At 30.1% G+C, this 22,858-nt stretch carries 27 protein-coding genes; all 27 read right to left on the bottom strand.

Translation table 11 applies throughout. From position 1 onward, the window contains the following. Nucleotides 1-74: 74 nt before the first annotated feature. Nucleotides 75-968 (bottom strand): polyprenyl synthetase family protein, encoded by an 894-nt coding sequence (locus JMO20_RS16865; protein ID WP_202710876.1) that lies wholly within the window; start codon nt 966-968, stop codon nt 75-77. Between the two features lie 9 nt (nt 969-977). Further along, nucleotides 978-1,217 carry an exodeoxyribonuclease VII small subunit gene (locus JMO20_RS16860; protein ID WP_202710875.1) on the bottom strand — a complete coding sequence of 80 codons (240 nt, stop codon included), beginning with the start codon at nt 1,215-1,217 and terminating at the stop codon, nt 978-980. A 14-nt stretch (nt 1,218-1,231) separates the two neighbouring features. Next, complete coding sequence (gene xseA, locus JMO20_RS16855; protein WP_202710874.1) at nt 1,232-2,443, bottom strand: exodeoxyribonuclease VII large subunit; 1,212 nt, start codon at nt 2,441-2,443, stop codon at nt 1,232-1,234. Beyond that, a complete protein-coding gene (locus tag JMO20_RS16850) occupies nt 2,444-3,406 on the bottom strand; it encodes a Kae1-like domain-containing protein (RefSeq protein WP_202710873.1) in 963 nt (320 codons plus the stop codon). It lies immediately after the preceding gene. Next, the gene (gene nusB / locus JMO20_RS16845; RefSeq protein WP_202710872.1) at nt 3,407-3,811 is read right to left on the bottom strand and encodes a transcription antitermination factor NusB; all 405 of its coding nucleotides are present in this window, start codon (nt 3,809-3,811) and stop codon (nt 3,407-3,409) included. A 116-nt stretch (nt 3,812-3,927) separates the two neighbouring features. Continuing rightward, on the bottom strand, nt 3,928-4,320 hold the full coding sequence (locus tag JMO20_RS16840) for an Asp23/Gls24 family envelope stress response protein (protein WP_202710871.1): 393 nt from the start codon (nt 4,318-4,320) through the stop codon (nt 3,928-3,930). A gap of 71 nt (nt 4,321-4,391) precedes the next feature. Beyond that, a complete protein-coding gene (locus JMO20_RS16835) occupies nt 4,392-5,063 on the bottom strand; it encodes a SpoIIIAH-like family protein (protein WP_202710870.1) in 672 nt (223 codons plus the stop codon). A gap of 20 nt (nt 5,064-5,083) precedes the next feature. Beyond that, nucleotides 5,084-5,683, bottom strand: a complete 600-nt coding sequence (gene spoIIIAG / locus JMO20_RS16830; RefSeq protein ID WP_202710869.1) for a stage III sporulation protein AG — start codon at nt 5,681-5,683, stop codon at nt 5,084-5,086. A gap of 24 nt (nt 5,684-5,707) precedes the next feature. Beyond that, nucleotides 5,708-6,334 (bottom strand): stage III sporulation protein AF, encoded by a 627-nt coding sequence (gene spoIIIAF, locus JMO20_RS16825; protein WP_207753541.1) that lies wholly within the window; start codon nt 6,332-6,334, stop codon nt 5,708-5,710. Then, a complete protein-coding gene (gene spoIIIAE, locus JMO20_RS16820) occupies nt 6,335-7,522 on the bottom strand; it encodes a stage III sporulation protein AE (RefSeq protein WP_202710867.1) in 1,188 nt (395 codons plus the stop codon). It lies immediately after the preceding gene. Between the two features lie 15 nt (nt 7,523-7,537). Further along, nucleotides 7,538-7,924, bottom strand: a complete 387-nt coding sequence (gene spoIIIAD / locus JMO20_RS16815; RefSeq protein WP_202710866.1) for a stage III sporulation protein AD — start codon at nt 7,922-7,924, stop codon at nt 7,538-7,540. 18 nt (nt 7,925-7,942) lie between these two features. Continuing rightward, on the bottom strand, nt 7,943-8,140 hold the full coding sequence (gene spoIIIAC / locus JMO20_RS16810) for a stage III sporulation protein AC (protein ID WP_202710865.1): 198 nt from the start codon (nt 8,138-8,140) through the stop codon (nt 7,943-7,945). Between the two features lie 14 nt (nt 8,141-8,154). Then, nucleotides 8,155-8,673 carry a stage III sporulation protein SpoIIIAB gene (spoIIIAB, locus tag JMO20_RS16805; protein ID WP_202710864.1) on the bottom strand — a complete coding sequence of 173 codons (519 nt, stop codon included), beginning with the start codon at nt 8,671-8,673 and terminating at the stop codon, nt 8,155-8,157. Further along, nucleotides 8,624-9,700, bottom strand: a complete 1,077-nt coding sequence (gene spoIIIAA, locus JMO20_RS16800; protein WP_243414820.1) for a stage III sporulation protein AA — start codon at nt 9,698-9,700, stop codon at nt 8,624-8,626. The genes spoIIIAB and spoIIIAA overlap by 50 nt, the downstream gene beginning before the upstream one ends. A 122-nt stretch (nt 9,701-9,822) precedes the next feature. Further along, on the bottom strand, nt 9,823-10,233 hold the full coding sequence (locus JMO20_RS16795; RefSeq protein ID WP_202710863.1) for a CD1247 N-terminal domain-containing protein: 411 nt from the start codon (nt 10,231-10,233) through the stop codon (nt 9,823-9,825). Between the two features lie 46 nt (nt 10,234-10,279). Beyond that, complete coding sequence (efp, locus tag JMO20_RS16790; RefSeq protein WP_202710862.1) at nt 10,280-10,837, bottom strand: elongation factor P; 558 nt, start codon at nt 10,835-10,837, stop codon at nt 10,280-10,282. A gap of 172 nt (nt 10,838-11,009) precedes the next feature. Continuing rightward, complete coding sequence (locus JMO20_RS16785; protein WP_202710861.1) at nt 11,010-11,519, bottom strand: shikimate kinase; 510 nt, start codon at nt 11,517-11,519, stop codon at nt 11,010-11,012. Between the two features lie 9 nt (nt 11,520-11,528). Continuing rightward, a complete protein-coding gene (locus JMO20_RS16780; protein WP_243414818.1) occupies nt 11,529-11,783 on the bottom strand; it encodes a late competence development ComFB family protein in 255 nt (84 codons plus the stop codon). Between the two features lie 40 nt (nt 11,784-11,823). Further along, on the bottom strand, nt 11,824-15,051 hold the full coding sequence (locus tag JMO20_RS16775) for a vWA domain-containing protein (protein ID WP_202710859.1): 3,228 nt from the start codon (nt 15,049-15,051) through the stop codon (nt 11,824-11,826). A 15-nt stretch (nt 15,052-15,066) separates the two neighbouring features. Then, nucleotides 15,067-15,630 (bottom strand): PilW family protein, encoded by a 564-nt coding sequence (locus JMO20_RS16770; RefSeq protein WP_202710858.1) that lies wholly within the window; start codon nt 15,628-15,630, stop codon nt 15,067-15,069. A gap of 9 nt (nt 15,631-15,639) precedes the next feature. Continuing rightward, nucleotides 15,640-17,844, bottom strand: coding sequence for a hypothetical protein (locus tag JMO20_RS16765; protein WP_202710857.1), 2,205 nt, complete (start codon nt 17,842-17,844; stop codon nt 15,640-15,642). Between the two features lie 11 nt (nt 17,845-17,855). After that, nucleotides 17,856-18,683 carry a prepilin-type N-terminal cleavage/methylation domain-containing protein gene (locus JMO20_RS16760; protein ID WP_202710856.1) on the bottom strand — a complete coding sequence of 276 codons (828 nt, stop codon included), beginning with the start codon at nt 18,681-18,683 and terminating at the stop codon, nt 17,856-17,858. A 14-nt stretch (nt 18,684-18,697) separates the two neighbouring features. Next, nucleotides 18,698-19,942, bottom strand: coding sequence for a hypothetical protein (locus JMO20_RS16755; RefSeq protein ID WP_202710855.1), 1,245 nt, complete (start codon nt 19,940-19,942; stop codon nt 18,698-18,700). Next, nucleotides 19,943-20,500: a PilN domain-containing protein gene (locus JMO20_RS16750; RefSeq protein WP_202710854.1), complete on the bottom strand. Its 558-nt coding sequence runs from the start codon at nt 20,498-20,500 to the stop codon at nt 19,943-19,945. Nucleotides 20,501-20,504: 4 nt separating this feature from the next. Continuing rightward, the gene (pilM, locus tag JMO20_RS16745; protein WP_202710853.1) at nt 20,505-21,569 is read right to left on the bottom strand and encodes a type IV pilus assembly protein PilM; all 1,065 of its coding nucleotides are present in this window, start codon (nt 21,567-21,569) and stop codon (nt 20,505-20,507) included. Between the two features lie 19 nt (nt 21,570-21,588). Continuing rightward, nucleotides 21,589-22,338, bottom strand: coding sequence for a prepilin peptidase (locus JMO20_RS16740; RefSeq protein WP_243414816.1), 750 nt, complete (start codon nt 22,336-22,338; stop codon nt 21,589-21,591). A 24-nt stretch (nt 22,339-22,362) separates the two neighbouring features. Beyond that, on the bottom strand, nt 22,363-22,749 hold the full coding sequence (locus JMO20_RS20485; protein ID WP_207753540.1) for a type II secretion system protein: 387 nt from the start codon (nt 22,747-22,749) through the stop codon (nt 22,363-22,365). Nucleotides 22,750-22,858 lie beyond the last annotated feature (109 nt).

The following is a 22,858-nucleotide window of genomic DNA, read 5'->3' as shown; positions in this document are numbered from 1 at the left end:
GTACTGACTAGAATACTGCACCACTCTAGACTAAATTTCATTATAGCACATAAAACTCATTATTTCAAATTCTATTAACTTTCTCTTGAAACTAAGTATTCAGCAAGCTCTTGCATAACAATTATCTCATTATTACCAATAATTTTCAATGCATTTTTAGCTTTATTACTTAATTCTTTAGTTTTATTTATTGAAAAGTCTAAGCCATACAGAGATAAATACGTTGCTTTATTATTTCCTTCATCACTACCTATATCCTTACCTAATTGTTCCATTGTGCCTATTTTATCAAGTATATCATCTCTAATTTGAAAGCCTAAACCAATTGATTGTCCGTATTCCTTTAATGCAACTATTTCTTCGTCAGTTGCTCCACCAATTATCCCACCTGCTAAGACTGCTGCCTCAATTAAAGCGGATGTCTTATTTTTATGAATAAAATCTAAAGTATCTTTATCAACTTTTTTATCCTCTGAAAGTATATCAGCTACTTGACCACCTATCATACCATATATCCCTGATGCATTGCTTACAATAGATAAGGCCTTAACATATCTATCTAAATTATCCCCATTTTCAGCTAATGATTTGGTCATTATCTCATAGGCATAATTTAATAGACCATCACCAGCTAGTACTGACATTCCTTCACCATAAACTTTATGATTAGTTGGTTTGCCTCTTCTAAAATCATCGTTATCCATGGCTGGTAAGTCATCGTGTATTAATGAATAAGTATGTATCATTTCTAATGCAGCTGCAAAAGGTAATGCAGGCTTATAGTCCCCACATATTATTTCGCAGGTTTTTAAAGTAAGAAAAGGTCTTAATCTTTTTCCCCCAGCAAATACACTATACCTCATAGCCTTAAAAATCTCATTTTGGTAGCCTTCTTCTTCAGGCAATACTTCATCTAAGTAATCTTCTATTATCGCTTTAAACTTAGTCAATTCATCTTTAATAACCATATAATCCTCCTAAAGATCTTCTTCAAAATCTACTTCTTCTGGTGTATCAGCTCCATTATCTAAAATAACTTTTATCTTCCCGTCAACGTCAACTAACACATTACTACAATGTCTATACAATTCGATACCTTTTTGAAATTCTTCTAAGGATTGGTCTAGTGATAAATCACCTTCTTCTAGCTTTGCAATAATTCCTTCTAATTTCTCAATAGCATCTTCAAAGGATAATTTTTCTTTTTCATTTTTCATAAATTTACCCCTTTCTATTCATGACTCTCATTTATGCTTATTATTTTTCCAGTTATTTTTCCATCCTTCAATAATATATCAACGATGTCGTCCTTTTTAACTCTTTTCACGGATTTAATAACCTTACTCTCTTGATCTAAAGGAATAGAATATCCCCTATTTAATGTTGATAAAGGACTTAATGCGTCCAGCCTTCCTATAAGGTTCTCAAGTTTATTATTTGAATTATCCTGGACAGACTTCATTACTCTTCTTATATCCTTATATAGAACGTCTAGCCTCTCCTTACTGGCTTTGAGTTTATTCTCTGGAGAATAGGTCTTAAGATTATTTCTTAGCATTTTAAGACTATTCTCTTTATCCTTTAGACTATTCTTCATAACAAACTCTAATCTAATCAGATTGTCTTCAAGTCTACTTTTTAATTCATGTAAAATAGGAGTAGCTAATTCACCAGCAGCTGAAGGAGTTGGTGCCCTTAAATCTGCAACGAAATCTGCAATAGTAAAATCTGTTTCATGCCCTACAGCTGAAATGATAGGGATTTTTAATTTAAAAATAGTTCTTGCCACTTCTTCGTCATTAAATGCCCACAGTTCTTCTATTGAACCTCCACCTCTACCAGTTATAATAAGATCAATATCATCTCTAGTATTAAAATATCTCAAGGCTTCAACAATTTCCATAGGGGCTTTTTCCCCTTGAACATGAACTGGATAAATCACTATATTTACAGATGAAAATCTTCTTTGTATGACTGTAATTATATCCTTAATTGCTGCTCCAGTAGAAGAAGTTACAACACCTATTTTTTTCGGTAAATATGGTAGTTTCTTTTTAAAGACATTATCAAACATACCTTCTGCTTCAAGTCTTTTCTTCAATTTTTCAAAGGCAGCATATAAATCTCCTACTCCCTTTTGCTTTATTTTTTTTGCATATAGCTGGTAGCTCCCATCTCTCTCATAAACAGAAATATAACCTGTGATTATTACTTTCATACCTTCTTTAGGAGAAAAGTCTATATTTCTATTATCTCCATTAAACATAACACACCTAATTTTACTACTTTCATCCTTTAAAGTAAAATACATATGTCCGTTATAATGATGCTTAAAATTTGAGATTTCCCCTTCTACATTAATATTATACAGTATAGGGTCACTGACAAGTATTCTCTTAATATATTGATTTACTTCACAAACCTTTAAGGCTTTTAATTTCATTTATATGCCTCCAATCCATTCTTGGCTGCCAAGATAAGCAATTCCTACACCATTATCAGTACAATGCTCTATATTTGGAAAATGAATTTTTATATTACTATTATTCTTTATATAGTTAGCAAGGTTATTCCTTATATATGAATTTGATGCTACTCCACCGGTTATTAAAACATTATCAATTTTATATTCTTCAAGTCCTTCCGATATTATATTTCCAATGGATTTAGTTACAGCATAAAGCAAGCTTTTAGAAATATTACTGTTATCGTAATTCATATTATCAATTAGACGCTGAAAATAAGTCTCAGTTCCTGAAAAATTTATCCAAGTTTCTTTAGTACTTATAGGAATATTTCTATCTAGCCTTTCACCAGTACTAGATAATTCATCAATTTCTTTTCCACAAGGAAAATTTAAGCCTAATTTAATCCCTATTCTATCTATTAATTGACCTGCGCTAATGTCCTTTGTACCACCAATAATTTCTATATCCAAACCATTACTTTCTTTTGCAACCTTCAATAACTCAGTGGTTCCACCAGATATATGTAAAGCTAAAAATTCATTTGAATTAATCTTCTTATTATTTATAAAATATGACCCAATATGTCCTTCTTGATGACTAAATTCAAAATACCTTTTATCAAGTATACTAGACAATATAAAAGCCTGTCCTTTTCCAGCTTTAAAAACAGGCATATAGGAACCTATTATATTTCGCGGTGATCCACTGGCTGATATTGCCTCCACATTTTTTATGTCAATCTTAGTTGTCAATTCTTCTATCATTTTAGGCAAATTATTTATATGCTGAAAAACTGCCTCTTGCTGTCTTAATCCTCTATTACCTTTCTTTACTTTAAGAATTTCTCTTAAATTTAATACTTCGTTTCCAAATTGATCAACTACTCCGATTGAAGTAGTATAAGCACTAGTATCAAAACCAATAAACAGTTTTTCCATTTATTTATTCATTCCTCTTACTAGGCTTCCTAAAATTCCATTTATAAACTTACTTGATTCTCCTGTACTATACTTTTTACTAATTTCTAAAGCTTCATTTATAGAAACCTCAATCGGAATATCATCCCTATTTACTATTTCATAAATTGCTATTCTCAACACAGCTAAATCAACCTTTGCAAATCTTTTTGTTTTCCAACCCCTTGCATATTTTTCAATTTTATTATCTATATCATCCTTATTTGTTACTATATAACTAGATGCTTCATAAATGTAACTATCTTCTTCTGGATTATGGCTATTTTCCTCTAGATATTTCTTAATTTTTTCCTCGCTATAATCTTCAGTTATGTCCATTTGAAACAATAATTTCATTGTATCTTCCCTTGCTATTTTTCTACCCATCTTTCTCCTCCTTATGCTTATTATTGTTTCTTTTAATCAAACAATATATGTATGGATTTAAGTCAAAAAAACCTAAAGTTAACCCTCTGAATTCAGAGGGTTAACCTTTATCAAAGCTATTCTTCTTTACTATCCACTTCTTTTTCTTTCTGGATATTGACACCTTGAATATGTATGTTAACCTCAAGCACATTCAAACCAGTCATTGTTTCGACGGCATCTTTAACACTCTCTTGTACCTTCCAAGATACATCTGGTATTTTTGCACCATACTCAACAATAATATATAAATCTATTGCAGCATCTGATTCTCCAACTTGAACCTTAACTCCCTTTGAAAGGTTTTTCCTACCAAGAATCTCAGCAATTCCTCCTGCGATTCCTCCACTCATTCCTGCTACACCTTTCACATCTGTGGCAGCTAATCCTGCAATTATACCTACAACTTCATCAGCTATTTTTATTTGGCCTGATTCTACCATTTCTTCTCTTTTAATATCCTCTGACATGAAATCACCTCCCATGAATTTCCTCACTTATAAGGACATTATATCAAATGACTTATTTATTTACAATAAAACTAATATTTTTTCATGATTTTTATATTAACTGGCTCAACATTAGTTTCATTTTTTACAATTTCGAATATTTTCATTTGATCTTGTTCAGTCAATTGTTGAGTGTCAACTATTATCCTTGCACTATCTTCTTTTAGAAAAACTATGGCATCTTCGAAACCTTTACCTTTTATCAATCCTTCCAAATATAATTCATCCTCGGAAATATTACCCATTCTTAGGATTTCTTTTTGCGCTAAAGATCTTACTTCATTAGTAGTTTGTTCATTATTTATAATTCCATTCAATCTCTCTATTAATTCAGACCTAAGCTGATCCCTAGATAATCTATATTCAACAAAATAGTTAGTGGTTTCAACACTCTCTTCATTTTCCATCTTTTTTTCAATATTACTATTAGTTAATTGTGTTAATTGATCTATTATATCAGTTTTACTATCAACTATACTTAAACTGCTAGCCAATGCTTGATTCATTCCTTCTGAATTTGTTGCTATAGAATCATCGGTGTCCTTTTCATTCATTTTCGCCATTTGGTCTTCTTCATATTTTTCATATTCATTTGATGCTTCAAGAAGTGCTTGCTTATTTAATCTATGATTTGCATAACCAACTACTACCAATAAAAATACTAACCCAGTTAATAAAAGTGTTTTTTTCTTAATAACCATCATATTATTTTCCCCCTTTAAACCTAATTACTAGAAAACACTTCAACTCTGTTACCTGGAATTCCAAGTACAGTTTTTACAGCTCTATATATTTTTTCTTTCAGTACAGGGTCGTTAGCTCCATTAGCTACAACGATTACACCCTTTACTGATGGTTTTATTTCTTTAATTACAACTAGTGATTCCTCACCATTACCGTTACTAGTTACAATCTTTTTTGTTAAGTCATCTTTTATCACTTCCCTTGTACCACCTTGAGCATCCTTTTCATTTGTAGTTTCTTTACTCTCAGTAGTATCTATAGCTGGTATCTTCTCAGCAGTATCTTCCAGTGTCACCATAACTTCAACTTCTCCGATACCATTTATCATACCTAGTATATTTTTTAATTTCTTCTCAATATTATTAGCATAATCATCAATTAAGGCAGTACTTTGTTTATCAGAAGTTGTTTCATTATTATTATTTCCTGTAGTTACGTTTTTCTCCTTATCGCTATCCATAAACGTACTAGCTGCTATTAAAATCATGACTCCAATAATTAAAATTATAACTAAATTAGTTAAGAATTTTTTCGAATTCTCCTTCTTAAAAAATTCCATTAATTTTTCTTGTATGTTCACCTTACTCCCTCCTCACCCTCTTACTTAGTTTTTTCCTACTAAAATTTGATCCTGTGGTATGCTATAGGAGTCTGATATTATTTTCCGCACCTCTTCAAACTCCTTTGAAGAGCTTGATGTATCAGACATTTTTTTGGTGTCAACGTTTACTGAAACATCTTTGATGCTATCAACCTTGACCTTGATATCTTCATCTGATTGAGATCTCTTATTGTTACTTAATATTAGACTTACTTTCTTAATTTTCCCAAAACTTTCAGCCTCTTTATCTTCTTCTATATCTATACTTATATCTGATAGTACATATTCAGTTTTAGTGTTTATTAGCTCACTTATTTCTTTTTTTAGAGTTCCTTTATAGATTTCAATGACTTGTTGATCTTGTATTTTAGATATATTTTCATTAGTGTTTTCACCAATATTATTTGATTCAATAATATTTGAAAAAACTTCTCTTTCTATGTCTATATCTTTAGTTAATAAGTTTATGAAAGGATTTATGAGTACTATTATAATCAGTAATCCAGCTATCATATTGATATACCTTTTCATATTACTTTTTGGTAGTATCATATCTAGGAATGATAAAAATATTACTAATACTACTATATTTATGACCCAACTCCTTAAAAAATCAATCAAAATTTTCACCTACCTTAACATGACGGTCATGTTACCGGCATTAACCACTATAGTTATAGCTATAAAGAACATCATTCCTACTGCTAAGACTGTTCCTACTATAAATATGAGAGATTTACTAATTTCATTCAAACAATCTACAATTCTACTATTAGAAATTGGTTCTATGATTGCACTGGTTACTTTAAAAATTAAAATTATTGAGGTGATTTTTATTACTGGCATAACACAAATAATAAATAAAGCTATTAACCCAATAACACCTACTGCATTTTTTAGTAGCATTGAACATCCTACTACAGTATCCATTGCATCAGATAAGAACTTACCAACTATTGGTACAAACTTATCTACTGCAAACTTAGCCGTCTTTAGTGTTATACCATCAACTTTTGCAGCAGTAATTCCTTGAATTGAAATTATACCAATAAAAATTGTTAAAGTGACCCCTAATATTCCCACTGCAATCTGTCTTAGTAAACTAGAAATCTTTGAGATTTGAACTTTATCAGATATTTTACTAACAATACCAATAACTGCAGAAAAGAATATAAGTGGAAATAAAATATCTTTTATTAAAGTACTTATAACGCTAACTGCTCCTAATATCAGAGATTGAAATAATGCTGATGAAACAAATCCTCCCATAGCTAAAAGGAGAGTTACTAATGTCGGTAATAGAGCTTGAATAAAAATCACCATATCGTTAATTGCTTGTCTACCTACTTCTACAGTAATAGCAAAGGCCTTAATGGAAATTGTTATTAATATTAAATAACACGCATAAAAGGCCAATTGTCCAACTGAATCATTTTCAAAAGCACTTTGCAAATTGGTTAAAACAGCACATATAACTGCTAATACTAGTATTTGTAATAATAATGTTGAGTTTGCTATTACTTCTTTAAAGATTATTTTCATTAATCCATTGACTATATTTTCACCTTCTATTACTTCTTCTCCCTTTATCAAAGCTATAATATATCCTCTAAAATCAATTTTGGGAAGATATTCATCGGAATCTTCATTTATTTTATTGATTAACCTTTGTAGTTCTTCAACTTTTAGATATTCAAGTTGCTTCTCAGCAATCTCCTCTTGATCTATTGGACTATTTATTCCTCCATCATCTGCAAATATAATAAAATTCTGAAGGAATATAAGCACTATAACTATAATCAAAAATACTTTTTTCATAATGTATATCACAACCTAAGGCATTATTTTCATAATTAAGTCTAGTAAACCCATTAAAATAGGCATTGAAACAACCATAATAAGAACTTTGCCTCCTAGTTCAATTTTAGAAGCTATTGCTCCTTCACCAGCATCTCTCGATACTTGCGCTGCAAATTCTGCTATGTATGCAATTCCAATTACCTTTAATATTGTAGAAAAATATATAAAATCTAAATCAACTCGATCTGCTAAAGTACTTAAAACTTCTACTACATACTCTAACTTTGTTATTACAAATAGAAAAATTACTAATCCTGCTACAATACTAATTTGTAATGCTATTTCTTGCTTTTGTTCTTTTAATATAACTGCTAGAATAGTGGCTATTATACCAATTCCAGCTATTTGCATAATCTCCATAATATACACCCTTATCTATTAGTAAAGCTGAAAAATTGTTTTTACACTATCAAACAGCTTACTTATCATGTTTATAACCATCATTAGAACTATAACTACTCCTGCTAGGGTTACCATTGTTGCATATTCCCCTTTACCAGATCTGTCTAATACTTGATTCAAAACTGCCACTAATATCCCTATACCAGCAATTTTAAATATTAAATCTACGCTCATTAGTTTTCTCCTTTCTAAAAAAGTATTATGGTTATAAGAATACCCCCTAGTACTCCTAGACTTTTACACATCTTCTCGTTCTTATTCTTACTATCTTCAGCATCTTTTTGTTGCCTATCTAATTGTGTAATAACAGTTTTGAAATGCTTCTGCTGATCTTGTCTATCTGATTTACCTAAAACTTTACCCAACGATAAGAAAATCTCTATATCTTCTTCATTTAGATTAAGATCTTGTTTTAAAGTAGGTATTACTGAATTAAAACTATCATTAGTACTAAAGCTTTTATTTAAATGCTTCTTAATGTCTAAAAAAATATATGATACTCTTTTATTCCCTTTTTTATATACATTCTCTAATGCTTCAGGAATTGGGGTTGCAGTAAACATAACCTCTGTTTCAAGTAATTGAATACTATTTGATAAAAGCATTAGATTCTTTAGTCTTTTGGAATAGTAGCTTCCATAGGTGAACCCTATAAGACTAGAAGAAGTTATTACTATTAAGCTTCCTAGTATTTTTAATAGAAACATAGTTCTTCCTCTCTCCCCTACTAATAGGTTTAAACGTTTTTCCATCTAAAATATGTCTAATTGTTCCTACTCCATTAGAGTTATCTAATATGAAAATTCGTTCGAAAATTTTCTCTTCTATTATCTCCTTTAAATTTGGTTTAGTTTTTATATCTTCAATCCCTTCACCGTGAGCTGTAGCTATAACCTTAACACCTGCTTTTAAAGCTTCATGAATTGCTTTAATGTCCTTCTCATCCCCTAACTCATCTGTTGCTATAACATGGGGTGACATTGATCTTATAAGCAAAATCATTCCATCATATTTTTTACAGCCATCTAATACATCTGTTCTGACTCCAATATTATTCTGTGGTTGTCCATTATATAAAGAAGCAATTTCAGACCTCTCATCAACTAGACCTACCTTTATACCTCTAAAGTTATAATTAGGCATACCATTACTAAGATTTCTAATTATATCTCTAAGCAATGTCGTCTTACCACATTGAGGAGGTGAGACTATCAAAGTATGATGTATTGTATTCAATTCTTTTATAATATCCTGCATTATTGTATTAGAAACACCAATTTTTTCTCTAGCGATTCTGACGTTTAAAGAAGAAATATTCTTTATAGTCTCTAAGCCATTTTTCCCATATACCACCTTACCAGAAACTCCTACTCTATGACCACCTTTAATAGTTATAAAGCCATTCTTTAACTCGTCCTCTATTGCATAGACAGAATAGTTACTTATAATTTGAAATGATTTAGCAACATTTTCTTCTGTAGTGATATATACGTTATTGCTATTTATTTCAGGTTTACCAACTCTATTTATAAAAAAGTCAGACCCTTCCATACATATCATTAATGGTTTACCTGATCTAATTCTTATTTCCTCTATCCTATCTTTAATATCTTCAGGTATCCTATTTAATATAGATGAAATGTTAGGGTCTAAATAATTCAACACCTTATTAAAAGTACTGGATTTGTTTTCTATCCTTTTTCTAATAAAATTATTACTCATTTGTTTCTCCATAACATGTCCCTCCTTTATATATAACTATTGTCATTATATGAATAATATGCTATATAAATAAAAAAAAGACCCAAAATCATTTTTTGATTTTGGGTCTTTAATCTTCAAATATTTTTTTCTTATTATTCTTCTTCCTCTTCACAGCAAACTATAGATTCTAAGCAGTTTGGACAAGTTGCATCTTCATGAAGTAAATCTTCTTCAATATATAATGTTTCTTGACAATGTGGACATTCTAGTTCTACATAATCAATGTCATCTTCAAATTCATACTCATCATAATCTTCGAGGTCATCTTCATAATCGCATTCACCAAACACTTCGTCTTCAACATCTGTTAAGTCTTCATCAATATATTCTACATATTCACCTAGTTCCTCTTGTTCAAAACTTAGGTCATCTATTGCATCTGCAAAGTCTTCTAATGCATCAATAATATGTAGTAATAACTTTCCTTCTTTACTATTTTCCTCTATTCCTAGGCCTTCAGCTAAACCTTGTAGATAAGAAATTCTTTCATATAAATGTTCCATTAAAAGCCCCTCCTTTTAATTTTTTTAAATACTTTTATATTATTGCCTAAACTCTAGATAAATACTCACCTGTTCTTGTATCAATTTTAATTTTATCACCAATATTAACAAATAGTGGCACATTTACAGTGGCACCTGTTTCAACTGTAGCTGGTTTTGTTGCTCCAGTTGCAGTATCACCTTTCACTCCTGGCTCAGTATGAGTAACATCTAGCTCAACGAAATTAGGAGCCTGAACATCAAAAGGTTTTCCTTCATGGAATCTAATAATTGCATGCTCATTTTCTTTTATATATGTAATTGCTTCTTCAACTTGTTCATAATTTAAAGGTATTTGCTCATATGTTTCATTATCCATAAAATAATAAAGTTGACCATCACTATATAAATACTGCATTTCCTTTGTTTCAATAAAAGCCTTAGGGAATTTATCGTTAGGGTTAAAGGCTGTTTCTCTAATAGCTCCAGTCTTAACATTTTTAACTTTAGTTCTTACAAATGCTGCTCCTTTTCCTGGCTTAACGTGCTGAAAATCAATTACTTGGCATAGCTCTCCATCCATCATAAAGGTTATGCCTTTTTTAAAATCTCCTGCTGAAATCATTATTTTACCTCCTCAAATATAATTAATTTACATATTTTCCAATTAAACTAAATCTTTCCGGCATTATTCCTAGTATATAATAACATATTTTTTATTATTTGAATAGACAAACTTATACAATAAAAGACTTCCAGTATATTGTTCCCTAATGGAAGTCTTTTTAATAACTAAATCAATTAAAATGGTTTATTATTTCCTGTGCCAACATATTTAAGCTTTTATCATTAATATCAATTATATAATCTGCACTACTAATATACATATTCTTACGTTTCTCTAACAAGCATACTAGCTTCTCAGTCCAATTATTCTCTGATAAAAGAGGACGCTTGTTTCTAGAGTTACTTAAATTATTGACTATTGTTTCAACACTCCCATTTAATAAAAAAATTATTCCCTTTTCTTTTAAATTAATTATGTTATCATTATTTAGTATTACTCCTCCACCAGTTGAAATCACACTAAATTCTCTAGAAGAAATCTCTTCAATAGCTCTTTTCTCAAGCTCTCTAAAATACTCTTCTCCATAACTTTCAAAGATACCCTTGATAGATATATTGAATTTTTCTTCAATATATCTATCAGTATCTATAAAATCATAGTTAATTTTTTGAGCAATTATCTTGCCTATAGTAGTCTTACCAGTTCCCATAAATCCAATTAGAACTACATTTTTACTCATAATATCCTCTTATTCCACATCATGTTTAGTAGCCCTAGAAACCTTCTCTATTGCCCTAACTAATTCTTTAATTATATCTGCTTCAAACTGTATTTCCATTTCATTGAGCTTAGTATAAAGCTCTCCTTTTTCAGTCACAACATATCTAGTAGGAAGATTGTTTAAAGCAATAGCAGCAATATCCATTCTACACTTCTCACAGGTGCATATATCATTACGTTTTAACAATAAGTTATTAAGTACATGAAAAACAGTATTTTCCATATAATTATGAAGTTTCACAGGCATCACTCCCAGTTGTTTTTTAGTCTATAATTGGCAAAGGAACCACATTAACCTTACCCTCTAATTCATCTGCAGAATTTTCAAAACCAACACTATTAATAAGCTCTACTTTTTCGGCGTCATCCACTTCATTACTTAAGACTGGAACAAATTCATACTCAAGAATTAAATTTTCATCAGTCAAACTTTCATTAAGACTTATCTCTAAGTTATAATAGTTATCGTTATTTTCATCAACTATTACATTTAAACTATCTTCTATCAGATCCATATCATCTGCCCTATATAGAGAAAACTTGACGCTTTTGATTTCTGAAATATTTTCATTGTTTTCACTATTAAGTTTTATTTTTAAATTAGTTTCGATATCTGATAGCACCATACTCACTCTAAACTTAGTTTTGAAACCACTTACAATATTTAATTCTTCGCCTTCTTCTAAATCATATCCAGTATAGATACTATGACTTATAAGATTACTTGAATTTAATTGAGCCGTATCAGGATTTGGAATAGAAGAAATTCTTATATTTCCAGCTATATCTCTAGCCTTAATATATAGTTCTTTTTCATACCTTTCTTCATCTAGTAAAATAGTAGAAGTAAGAGATCCTTCTTCTCCCATATCCTCAATAGTCTTTTGAGATAAAATTCTTTCTTCTAGCTCACCACTTCCATCGCCTTTTTCCACATACTCAATCAAAGATACTTCATTGACCCTCTCATTAAAACTTAACTTCAATTCTATTTTATCATTACTCTTATCATAGTCAAAAGAGGAATCCACTAAAGGAGATTCTGCATCCAAATCTAAGGTAAATCTTTGAGTAGTGACATTACCATAGCTATTTCTAATTGTAACTTCAATATCATTATCACCATCTTTTAAGAATGCATTATTATGTTTATATACACCCTTATCAGTTATTTGTTCAATAAAGTCACTGTCTGATAAACCGTTAATTATTAAATCTTCAACAACAGCTCCTTCATCGGTTGCTATTTTAAGAGTCACTGGTCTCATATTATCATCATGGATATAATCCTTTGCCTCTGAAATCTCAGTATTTATAAGTGAAATTGGTTGTTCAATTAGATTACCCGATGTATCAGTACCAGTAAAGAACAACTTTGAAGATTCATTTATTAATTCAGCTAGATTTTCTCCACTAATAGTAAATTTCTTTGTAAATGTTTTAGGCTCATCATAGGTCTCGTATTGACCTTGATGTGATTCGTCAAAGGTATCTTTCTTCATTAATTCATTTTCTTTATCATCTTTTATAGTAAAGTTTACGGGATTATCTATTGTTACACTTAAGTCATAGCTTCCATCTTCATTCTCAATTAATGACACTGATACCATTGCAGGTTCTTCATTGTATACATTGATTTCTTGTTTCGATATATTTTCTCTTCTAAGTCCTGAGTCATCAATATCTTCATACTCAATATAGGACTTAAGATTGTCTTGACTTAAAGTATATTTACCTGCATCAGCCTTTAATTTTATTCTAAAACCAGTGGGTTTTGCATGATAATATCTAATAATCTCTCCTGTTGCTTGATCTACTTTTTCTACTAGATTAAAAGCCACACTTGGAGCCTTTCCTCTTACAACTGTGTTATCCTGAGAATCTTTATTGATTTTCACATCTGTAAGTCCCTCAGTATCTACTACTGTCATTCCTTTTGGAATAGTCTCTTCAAATTCTATCTCTGGTATTGAGAAGCTAGCACTTATTGCATCTGCAAGTTGTTGATATACTTCGTCTAAAGCGTTACCATTTTTTGCTTCCTTATAATATCCATCGGCAGAATTGGCAATTTCATTAAGCTTACTTGGATCTGCTCCATTACTAAATCCTATCATAAAGGTCTTTATATCCTTATTTGACTCTTTCAACATAGCTGCGATTTCTTTTGAATAATTTTTTGAATAACTATGCTCATCTTCACTACCATAATTTACGAAATAATCTTCTGCTCTTCCATCTCCTAATAGAAAATCTGCATTATCAATATGGGTAGCCGTTCCATAATTATTTCCATGATAAACTAATCCTATTGCGGAGTAAAACCAATAGTCAGAATAATCTAAATCATCAAAAGAAAACGCAGTAGGTACACCATCGGTCATTAGAATTACATATTTACTTGTGCTTTCATTACTTAAAGTATATAAGGCCCTTCTAAGTCCATCACCTATGTTTGTACCGCCATCAGCATTAAATCCATCTATCTGATTAATTATTTCATCATACTGACTGTTCACAATTGGTCTAGCAAAGCTATTCCCACTATATTTTTCAGTGGTTGCCCTATTACTATAAGGAATTACAGATACCTTTACAGTAGAGTCACCTTTTAATTTGTCAATAAAATTCTTTGAAACTATTTTCATTACTTCTAACTTACTATACTCATTTCTTTCATTATTAGAGTGTCTGTCATGATTAGCTTGAGATGTTGAAGAGGACATAGCAAGTCCTACTATCTCATCTCTTCTATTTAAAGTTGCAATATAAACATTATAATCATTATTTTCATGGAAATAATTTCCGAATAGCGTTGTCATATTAGAAAATTGATATGTTTTAGTATTTCTGTTTACAATTTTTCCTCTATAGGGTGATAGATAACTAAAATAACCATTATATCTATATAGCTCATCTTTTACAGTTTCAGGATCCTGTTTTGAATAACAAATAAAGTATGACATTCCTCTACTCATATCATCTGGTTTATCAAAGTCTACTTTAAAATCAGTGATTCTATTTCCATGCTGATTCCCTTTTAATAGTATTTCTAGATTTTTAACACTGTTCCCTTCATAAAATCCGGTAAATTCGTTTTCTTCTGAATCATTATCCTCATTAAATGTAAACTCTATTTCATCGGCCATACTACCAGAGACATCCATAACCAATACAATTTCTTTATCAATAGAAGTGTCATCCTCAGATACTTCATCTAATTGTATATCCCTTGGCTGTATTTTATAATCTAGTATAAATTCCTCTCCTTCTTTAAATTCATTTTTTTCTACTTCTATTAACTCTCCATCTTTTTCTTGAAGTCCAATTGCTTGTCTTAGAGGTTTTAATATAGCTTCCTCAGTCTTATTATCTTCTCCTTGTGAACTGCTAGTTGCCATTACTGTGTTAATATTAATTTGTGATAATAAAAGCATGAATACTAGAGCAATTATAGGTAATAGCTTGTACTTTTTTAGATTGCTAAACATTTGCACCATCCTCCTTTACTCTTCATAATTTCTAAAATATACCTGACTCTCAATACGTTTTGTATTATTATCCTCAGACATTTCTATAACAATATTTAATCCCCTTGCCTTAGAAAACTCAGTACCACTTGGGATTGGATTAACTTTAACATTGTTTATGTATCTACCTACTTCCTTCCCATCATGGATTAAAACTCTATTATCTAAGTCCAATCTAAAGCTTTCATCCCTTATAGATTCATTATCTGTTTCATCATCAATATATTCAAAGTCAAAAGCTATCTCTCCTAGTTCTATTTTATCATTTCCATCATAGGATAATTGATTAACTCCCTCACTATCTTCTAATGAAACGATACTTCTACTTTGAATTGCAATTTCAGTAATGTAATTCATGGTAGCTTGGGCTTCATATTGTAAATCCAGCTCGTCCTCTGCTCTATTGAAATTATTGAGATTTGCTATAAAAAATGATGTGACCATAGTTAATACTATTCCTACAATAGCTAACGTTACTAAAAGCTCAATCAAAGTTATCCCTTGATCACTTAACATCAGATTTGATTTTATTTTTTTCATGGTCACCTCCTACTTCTCAATGCTCCAATTAATAAGTCTTATTGCTTTATCTCTAACAATATTAGATGCTACTCCGATTTCTTTTATATCGGCATTAGTAGTAATTTCTATATAATCATCGTAGCTATCATTAAAATAGTCCGATAGATTTTCATTTATAATTAGACCTGCTACATAATTCTCATCATAGGTAAAATGTTTATTATTAGAATCAAAGAAGATTATGTCTTTATTAGAAATAACAGTTCCTCTAAAATTTATGTCTCCACAGAAATAAACATTTCCTTTAGTAATTATAAGTCCCTTTAAAAAATCATTACTTCCTAATTGAATCTTCACGGTTCCTTCAGGTATACTATTTGCGTTAGGACCTATAATTGCGTAATCAGTATAGATATTCCTATCTAATAATACTAATTCTCTATCAGTTCCAATTGTTGGAGTCATTGTTGGTGAAGGTAAATCATCAAATTTTACCCAGTAAGAAACGGTTTTCTCTTTATCAAATTCTAAATCCCCATCAGAAATTTTACTTTCATCTACTCCCATATAATTAGCTTCTATAATGTATTTTGGTTTTACATCTTCCAGTCCACTTAATATTCGAATTGCAGAGGTTGCATCCTTAACCTGATTATTATGAATTAATACTCCTAGGTTTTGCGTTACCTCTGGGTGAATAATGTTTATTCCATTTATTCCGCCTAAATTAAGCTGATTATCCTCATATTCCTTTTCATATGCCATAAAATATTTACTCTTATCTATTACCTTCATGTCTTGAGCTTGACTATGTGAATCATAATATTGACTAACTAAAAATAGTGGATTATAATATTCAAATTCTACATTGTCTTGTTTTAAGCTATGACCATCCTGAGTTTGAGGAGGTTCACCCGTATTGGGATCATTTTCAGTAAGTGGATATGAATAAGCTCTATAATTTCCCTTTACGGAAACTGACTCACCTGTTTGATACTTTTTATTAGGATTTAACAAAGTTATATATGATGTCCCAGGTATAAAGGCCTTTCCTTCAATTGTTAACTGTGAACCACCTTCTAAACCAATATCATTTGAGTTAATAATAATACTACTGGAGCTATCATGGGTAGAAGAGTGAGAACCATCGGATACACCATAATAACTGTCTTCAATATCTATTAAAGAACTTTCTGCATTCAAAGAGAGATCATCAAGGGTATATAAAGACCCGCCTTTTTCGTCTGCACCTTTTCTTATAAATAAACTTGAATCTATTATCTTATTTCCATTTTGATCCTTTGCCTTAGTTCTAAAATTTCCTGCATAAGCATTTCCATTAATATCTATTTGAGAATTAGAAGATGCAGTTTGAATATTATTTTGTGTTGCAACATTCCCATTTATCACTAAATTAGTATTCTGTCCAATAGTAGAAATTCCACCAAATTCCCTTGATTTTCCTTTAACATATACCGAACCATTTATTGTAATGTTTCCACCATTAGCTTGTAAATCACCCTCTGCTGCTATTGCTTTAGACCATCCTACATTCCTATTTACTGTTGCAACAGTTGTTTGGGAATAATATGGTGAATTATAGTCTGGAACAATCAAATTAAACTTTGCAGATAATCTTCTTTCAATATTTTCTTCAGTAAAATTTGAATTAATTGTAAATTCCAACACATCTTCATTAAAACTTGGATTAGCAGGAGTACAATAAACTATAGGTTTATTATTCTTAGTAGATTTTATTTTATAGTTTGAATGTTCAGATATCCCATCAAACACGTTACTTTCACTAGTTATATAGCTCTTAAAAGTTGCTTTAAATATCTGATTTTGCTTCTTATTTATTTCATCCATATTTAAAGAACCATCTTCATTCAAATATACTATATAGGGATTTGAAAAGTCACCATTCTCCATACTATCAATAGCTTCCTCGATATTTTGTTTTGATAAGTCTTCATTCATGAAAGTTACTACGGCTTCATTCCCCATAGAAATCCCTTCGTCAACAGCTTCTCCTATTATTCCATATGCCTCGTCTATTCCCGCCTCAGCAAAATAAAAATTACGTTTTGAATTACTGTTTACAATCTTCATCTTATAATTAGTTACAGCCAAAGACATAATAACTGTACCTAGCATTATTAATATAGTAAGTATTATTAATAACATTACAAGGGTTGAGCCTTTGTTATTATTAATTTTTCTTTTAATCATAAAATCACATCCTACTTAAGGAATGTCTTATATCCTGTAATCTCTTCAATTTTTTCTCCTTGTTTACTAAATACCTTAATATTTATCTTATAGACTCTAGCTTCATTGTTATTTCCATCACTTATGTTAATATTATTTATAGTTTTTATATTTCCACCACGATTCTTTAAGTTATATTCTGCATTTGAGTCCGATGATTTCATCATATATATTACTAATTCATCACTACTAACAGTGTTTTCAGCATTTACAGTAATATCTGTGTCTCTATAGACTTCTAACCTGATTTTCGGATCATCGGTTATACTAAATGATACACTATTTTCCTTATTAGGACGATCGTAAATAATAATATTGCCATCGTACTTTAGATTAATAGTAGCTTCATCACTAGGAATTATATTAGTAAAAGAGCTATCGTTATTAAGGTTTTCGTCTACAGGGTAATTTCTATAGATATCATAGTTAAAATTCATACTTCCACTATCATCCTCTTCACTAATTACAATCCTAATGTCATAGTCATTAATATCTGCTTCTCCTGATAAACTAGCCTCTGGGAACATATAATCTGAGACTGCTTCTATATTAATTTCAACGGAATAATCATCTATATTTCTATTATTAGTACCTTCTTCTATGACCATAGAACTTTTAATATCCTCCATAACCTTCTGACCAATAATAGTAGATTTCATTTTATCATCTGAATATCTATTGGCCTTAGCTGTGGTAAGAAACATGGAAAACACAGGTATAATAATAATAGATAGTATGGCTATTGTAACAATAATTTCAATTAATGTAATTCCTTTATTATTCATAAGAATTTTTTTCATAAATCTCACCTTAGTTAATTTCTATTAATTAGAATATCTCCTTCACCAGATACGATGTTAACTCTAGGTCTTTCCTCATCATCATCTGGTATATCTACCACTAGCTTTAAATCAGTTATATTATCGATAGTAACTTTTGCCCCTGATATATCATTACTACTATTTCTTTTATTTGTAAAGATTTTCATGCTTATAAAATTCCCTTTAGGGTCAAACTCTTGGAAGTCTTCTTCATCCTTTGGATAAGCCTCGGCACTTGTACTATATCTATATAAATATTTATTGTTTTCTTTCTTAAAAGTTATCTTTACAGGTTCTACTCCTATATTATCAGCATATACATATGTCTCTCTTGTTTTATCGTCATAGTAACCAACACCAACAGTAGTATTATCTGAAGTTATGGGTTTGACCCACATACCAAAGTCATAGCCATCCGTTACAGTAATTACATTATTACCATTGCTTTCACTACCATTAGATTTGCTTAATCCATTATCATAAAATGGATTATCCTTTCCATATTTATTATCATAATCCCATTGATAATATTCTATATCCTGTAACTCTAACTTTGGAACAGCATAGAATTTTAAAATGACACTTCCAGTTATTTGATTGTTCTCTTCTTCTTTAACTAAATTTAAATTTTTAATAATTATTTTTTTATTATATTCTTCAATTCTACTTAAAAATTCCACAACATCATTATAATTTCCTTGAAAAAAAATAGTAGTGGTCATATTTCTTAAAGTAATTTCTTTTTGTTCTTGTTCATTATTATTACTTGAACTACTTTTAGAGATGTTATTGCTATCAACTATCTTAACATCCCCTTTAAATTCTCCAACTATATCATTTATTTGATTCTCATAATCAGATGAATTATTATTTCCTACTGATTCTTTTATAGATGTTAACTCAGTCTCAGTAAAGTTCATTGATTTAGCTTCAACATCAGATGAATTTATAAATTCATCTAATATAACAATCAATTTTTCCTGATTTATTGATGGAAAAAAGTCTGAAACTATAGCATTCACTTTTTCATTAAGCTTCTTATATTTTTCGTCAACTTGATTTGTTAAAGATATGTTTGTCTTAGTAATGTCAACTCTTTGCTTTAATGCTTCGGCTTCTTTATCTAATGTGGCTATCTCTTCTAACTGAGGTTTAAAATAAATTATATAAAATCCAGCAAGGATTATTAATATTACTAAAAAGGCAATCATAACTTTTTCTCGTTTACTCAGCGTCATCTAATTCACATCCTTCAATGTACACTTCAAAGCAAATACAAATCTATCAATTTCCTTTGAAGTTTTGGAAATATCTATAACATATACCTTACTAAAAATATTAGAATTCTTTAAATTATGCTGAAGTTCAGCTATTGAAACTCTACTCCTAGATATTCCTTGGATTTGTATATTATTGATGTCCATAGATATCATGTCAAAGGTTATATCTTCTGGAAGAGCATTTGTTATTTTAGATAATATCCCTGTTCCTAATCTATCCACACTCTCCATGTCTTCATTTATTATTAAAGCTAAATCATAGTATTTGTTCATTATATCTACTTCTCTTTTTTTCTCATTGAGATTTTTAATATCATCAACTACATCATTAGATTTAAGAAAATCTTCCATTTCAGTTATGTTCTTTTCAATATTATTCATCCTGTAAATAGTCCAAAAATGAGCTCCACCAAAAATTAATGCTAAAGAAATTACTGTTATAAAAACATAGGTCTTCTTAATCTTGGAGCTTTTGTTTACTTTAATATAGGGAGAAAAAAAGTTTAAATCCTTCATGATATCACCTGCCTAACCTTATAATAGCTCCTATTGCATTTAAATAGTTTGCTATTTTTATGTTTTCACTGGTCTTTGAAAGCTTTATTTTGTCGATGTCTTTAATTTGCTCTACAGGCATATTTAGAAGACTATGCATATAGGGTGCTATTCCCTTCAAACTGGAACTGCCACCATGTAAATATAGCTTGTCTATTTTATTTCCTGTACTTCGTGTTGTATAATATTGAAAAACTCTATTTATTTCAGCTATCCAATTATCTATACTTGATTTAACCGCATCATTTAATATCTCTGTAGATGGGGCAAGACCTATATTTTTTTCAATATTTGAGTCATTAATCTTCTTTTTTTCAGCTTCTTCCAAAGAAAGATTAAAGTGATTAGCTATATTGATATCTATGTCTTTCCCGCCTGAGTTAATAAGTCGACTAAATTGAACTATACCCTTTGAAATAATATCTACATTAATAAAATTATGTCCTATATCTATAACACCTATGGTCTTTTCCAAGTTAGATTCATCTTGATTAACCTTTAGCTTTTTAAAAAATACTTTTGATATTGCATTTGAATTTACATCTAATACATAAGGTTTTAAGTTGATCTCTTTGAATAACTCCAAAAAGTTCTCTACTATGAGCTTAGGTATGGCAGCAACAAGAATCCTAGATTTACTAACTCCTTCTTCTTCAAACTCATTTAATACCTTATATTCCACAACATAATCATCAAGCATTATTGGTAAATACTGTTCAACCTCATATTTAACCATAGAGTCCATTTCTCCCTCCTTAACATTAGGAAGTGTTATCTCTCTGGTAATTATAGACGTGCTTTCAATTGAACATATGGTCTTTTTGGCTTTAATATTAGAAGCCTCTAATGTTCCATGAATGATACTTTTTAAGCTTTCTTTATCTAATATCTGTCCATCATTATATGAATGCAAAGGAGTTGCCACAGATGTAGCTTTTTCTATAATCACTTGATTACCCTGTTGCTTTCCTTCAACGATTTTTATATTTTTATTTCCTAAATCTATAGCTAATAATTTATTCCAAAACAATATATCACCTCAAGTACTTCTATAGAATTATTTCTAAATACATTCTTAAAATCTCATTACCGTATAGCATCGTAACAACTGTAGCTATTGATATAAAAGGGCCAAAAGGAATTGTATCTTTTCTACCTTTTACACCTATTAATATTAAAATTATTGAGGATATTGCCCCAATTATGAAGGATAGCAATGCTATTAAAAGTATACCTTTCCCTCCAAAAATAAGTCCTAAGACTCCCATAAGCTTAATGTCTCCACCACCCATTGGTCCAATAAAAGCAATGATTAAAAAAATACCTCCACCTAAAAATAGTCCTATAATACCATTTACAAAACTTGTGTTAAAGTTCATTATATTAAATATAAGTCCAATGATAATCCCAAAAATCATCAATCCATTAGGAATTATTTCAAATTTATAGTCTATAAAGCTAACGACTATAAGGAGACTTGTCAATATGGCATATTTAACAAATATTAAAGACAAACCAAACTTTAAGTATAAAATTAAATAAAGCAGTCCATTCATAATCTCAACAATTGGATACTGAGGGGATATGGGCTCCCCGCAGTATCTGCATTTACCTTTGTTCAAAAAATAGCTGATAACCGGTATTAAATCTACCGGTTTCAAGCTGGTATCACACTTTGGGCAGTGTGATGGCGGATATGCAATTGATTGTTTATTAGGTATGCGATAAATGCATACGTTTAGGAATGAACCTATTAGTAGTGCTAAAGTAAAAATTATTATGATCATAAAATCTTCCATTCACTTATTATTATCTTTATATTTCTAATTTGGCCAATCTGCTGTACCAGTTCCAGAATGAACTGTAACAGTAACCACATCATTCGTGGTATCTATAGATATACTCCATCCATCTCCAGTTTTTGATTTAGGGATATCTTTTAGATATTTTGGAACTAAAGCATCTTTTACGTCACTTGCCTCTGTGTCGGACTCAATATCTAAGTTTCCTTCTGCTATTGCAATAGATATCATTGAATCCATTGTTCTTATAGAGGCCTGGTCTGCACTTTCTTCAGCTTTTTTAGTTGATCCACTTAACCTTGGTACCGCTATTGCAGCTAAAATTCCTAATATAGCTATTACAACTATAAGCTCTATTAATGTAAAACCCTTTCTATTTCTAATTTTCTTATTAATGGCATTTATCATATCTTTCACCTCCTTTCAAAATGTACTAGATAAATCTTTGCTTTTAAAATAACATAATCTTTACATACAATTAAGATACATAATTATATCAATTATCTGTTATTTACTA

The organism is Sporosalibacterium faouarense (genome assembly GCF_016765695.1).
Taxonomy (GTDB): domain Bacteria; phylum Bacillota; class Clostridia; order Tissierellales; family VENL01; genus Sporosalibacterium; species Sporosalibacterium faouarense.
This window is presented reverse-complemented; position numbering and strand designations above follow the sequence as displayed.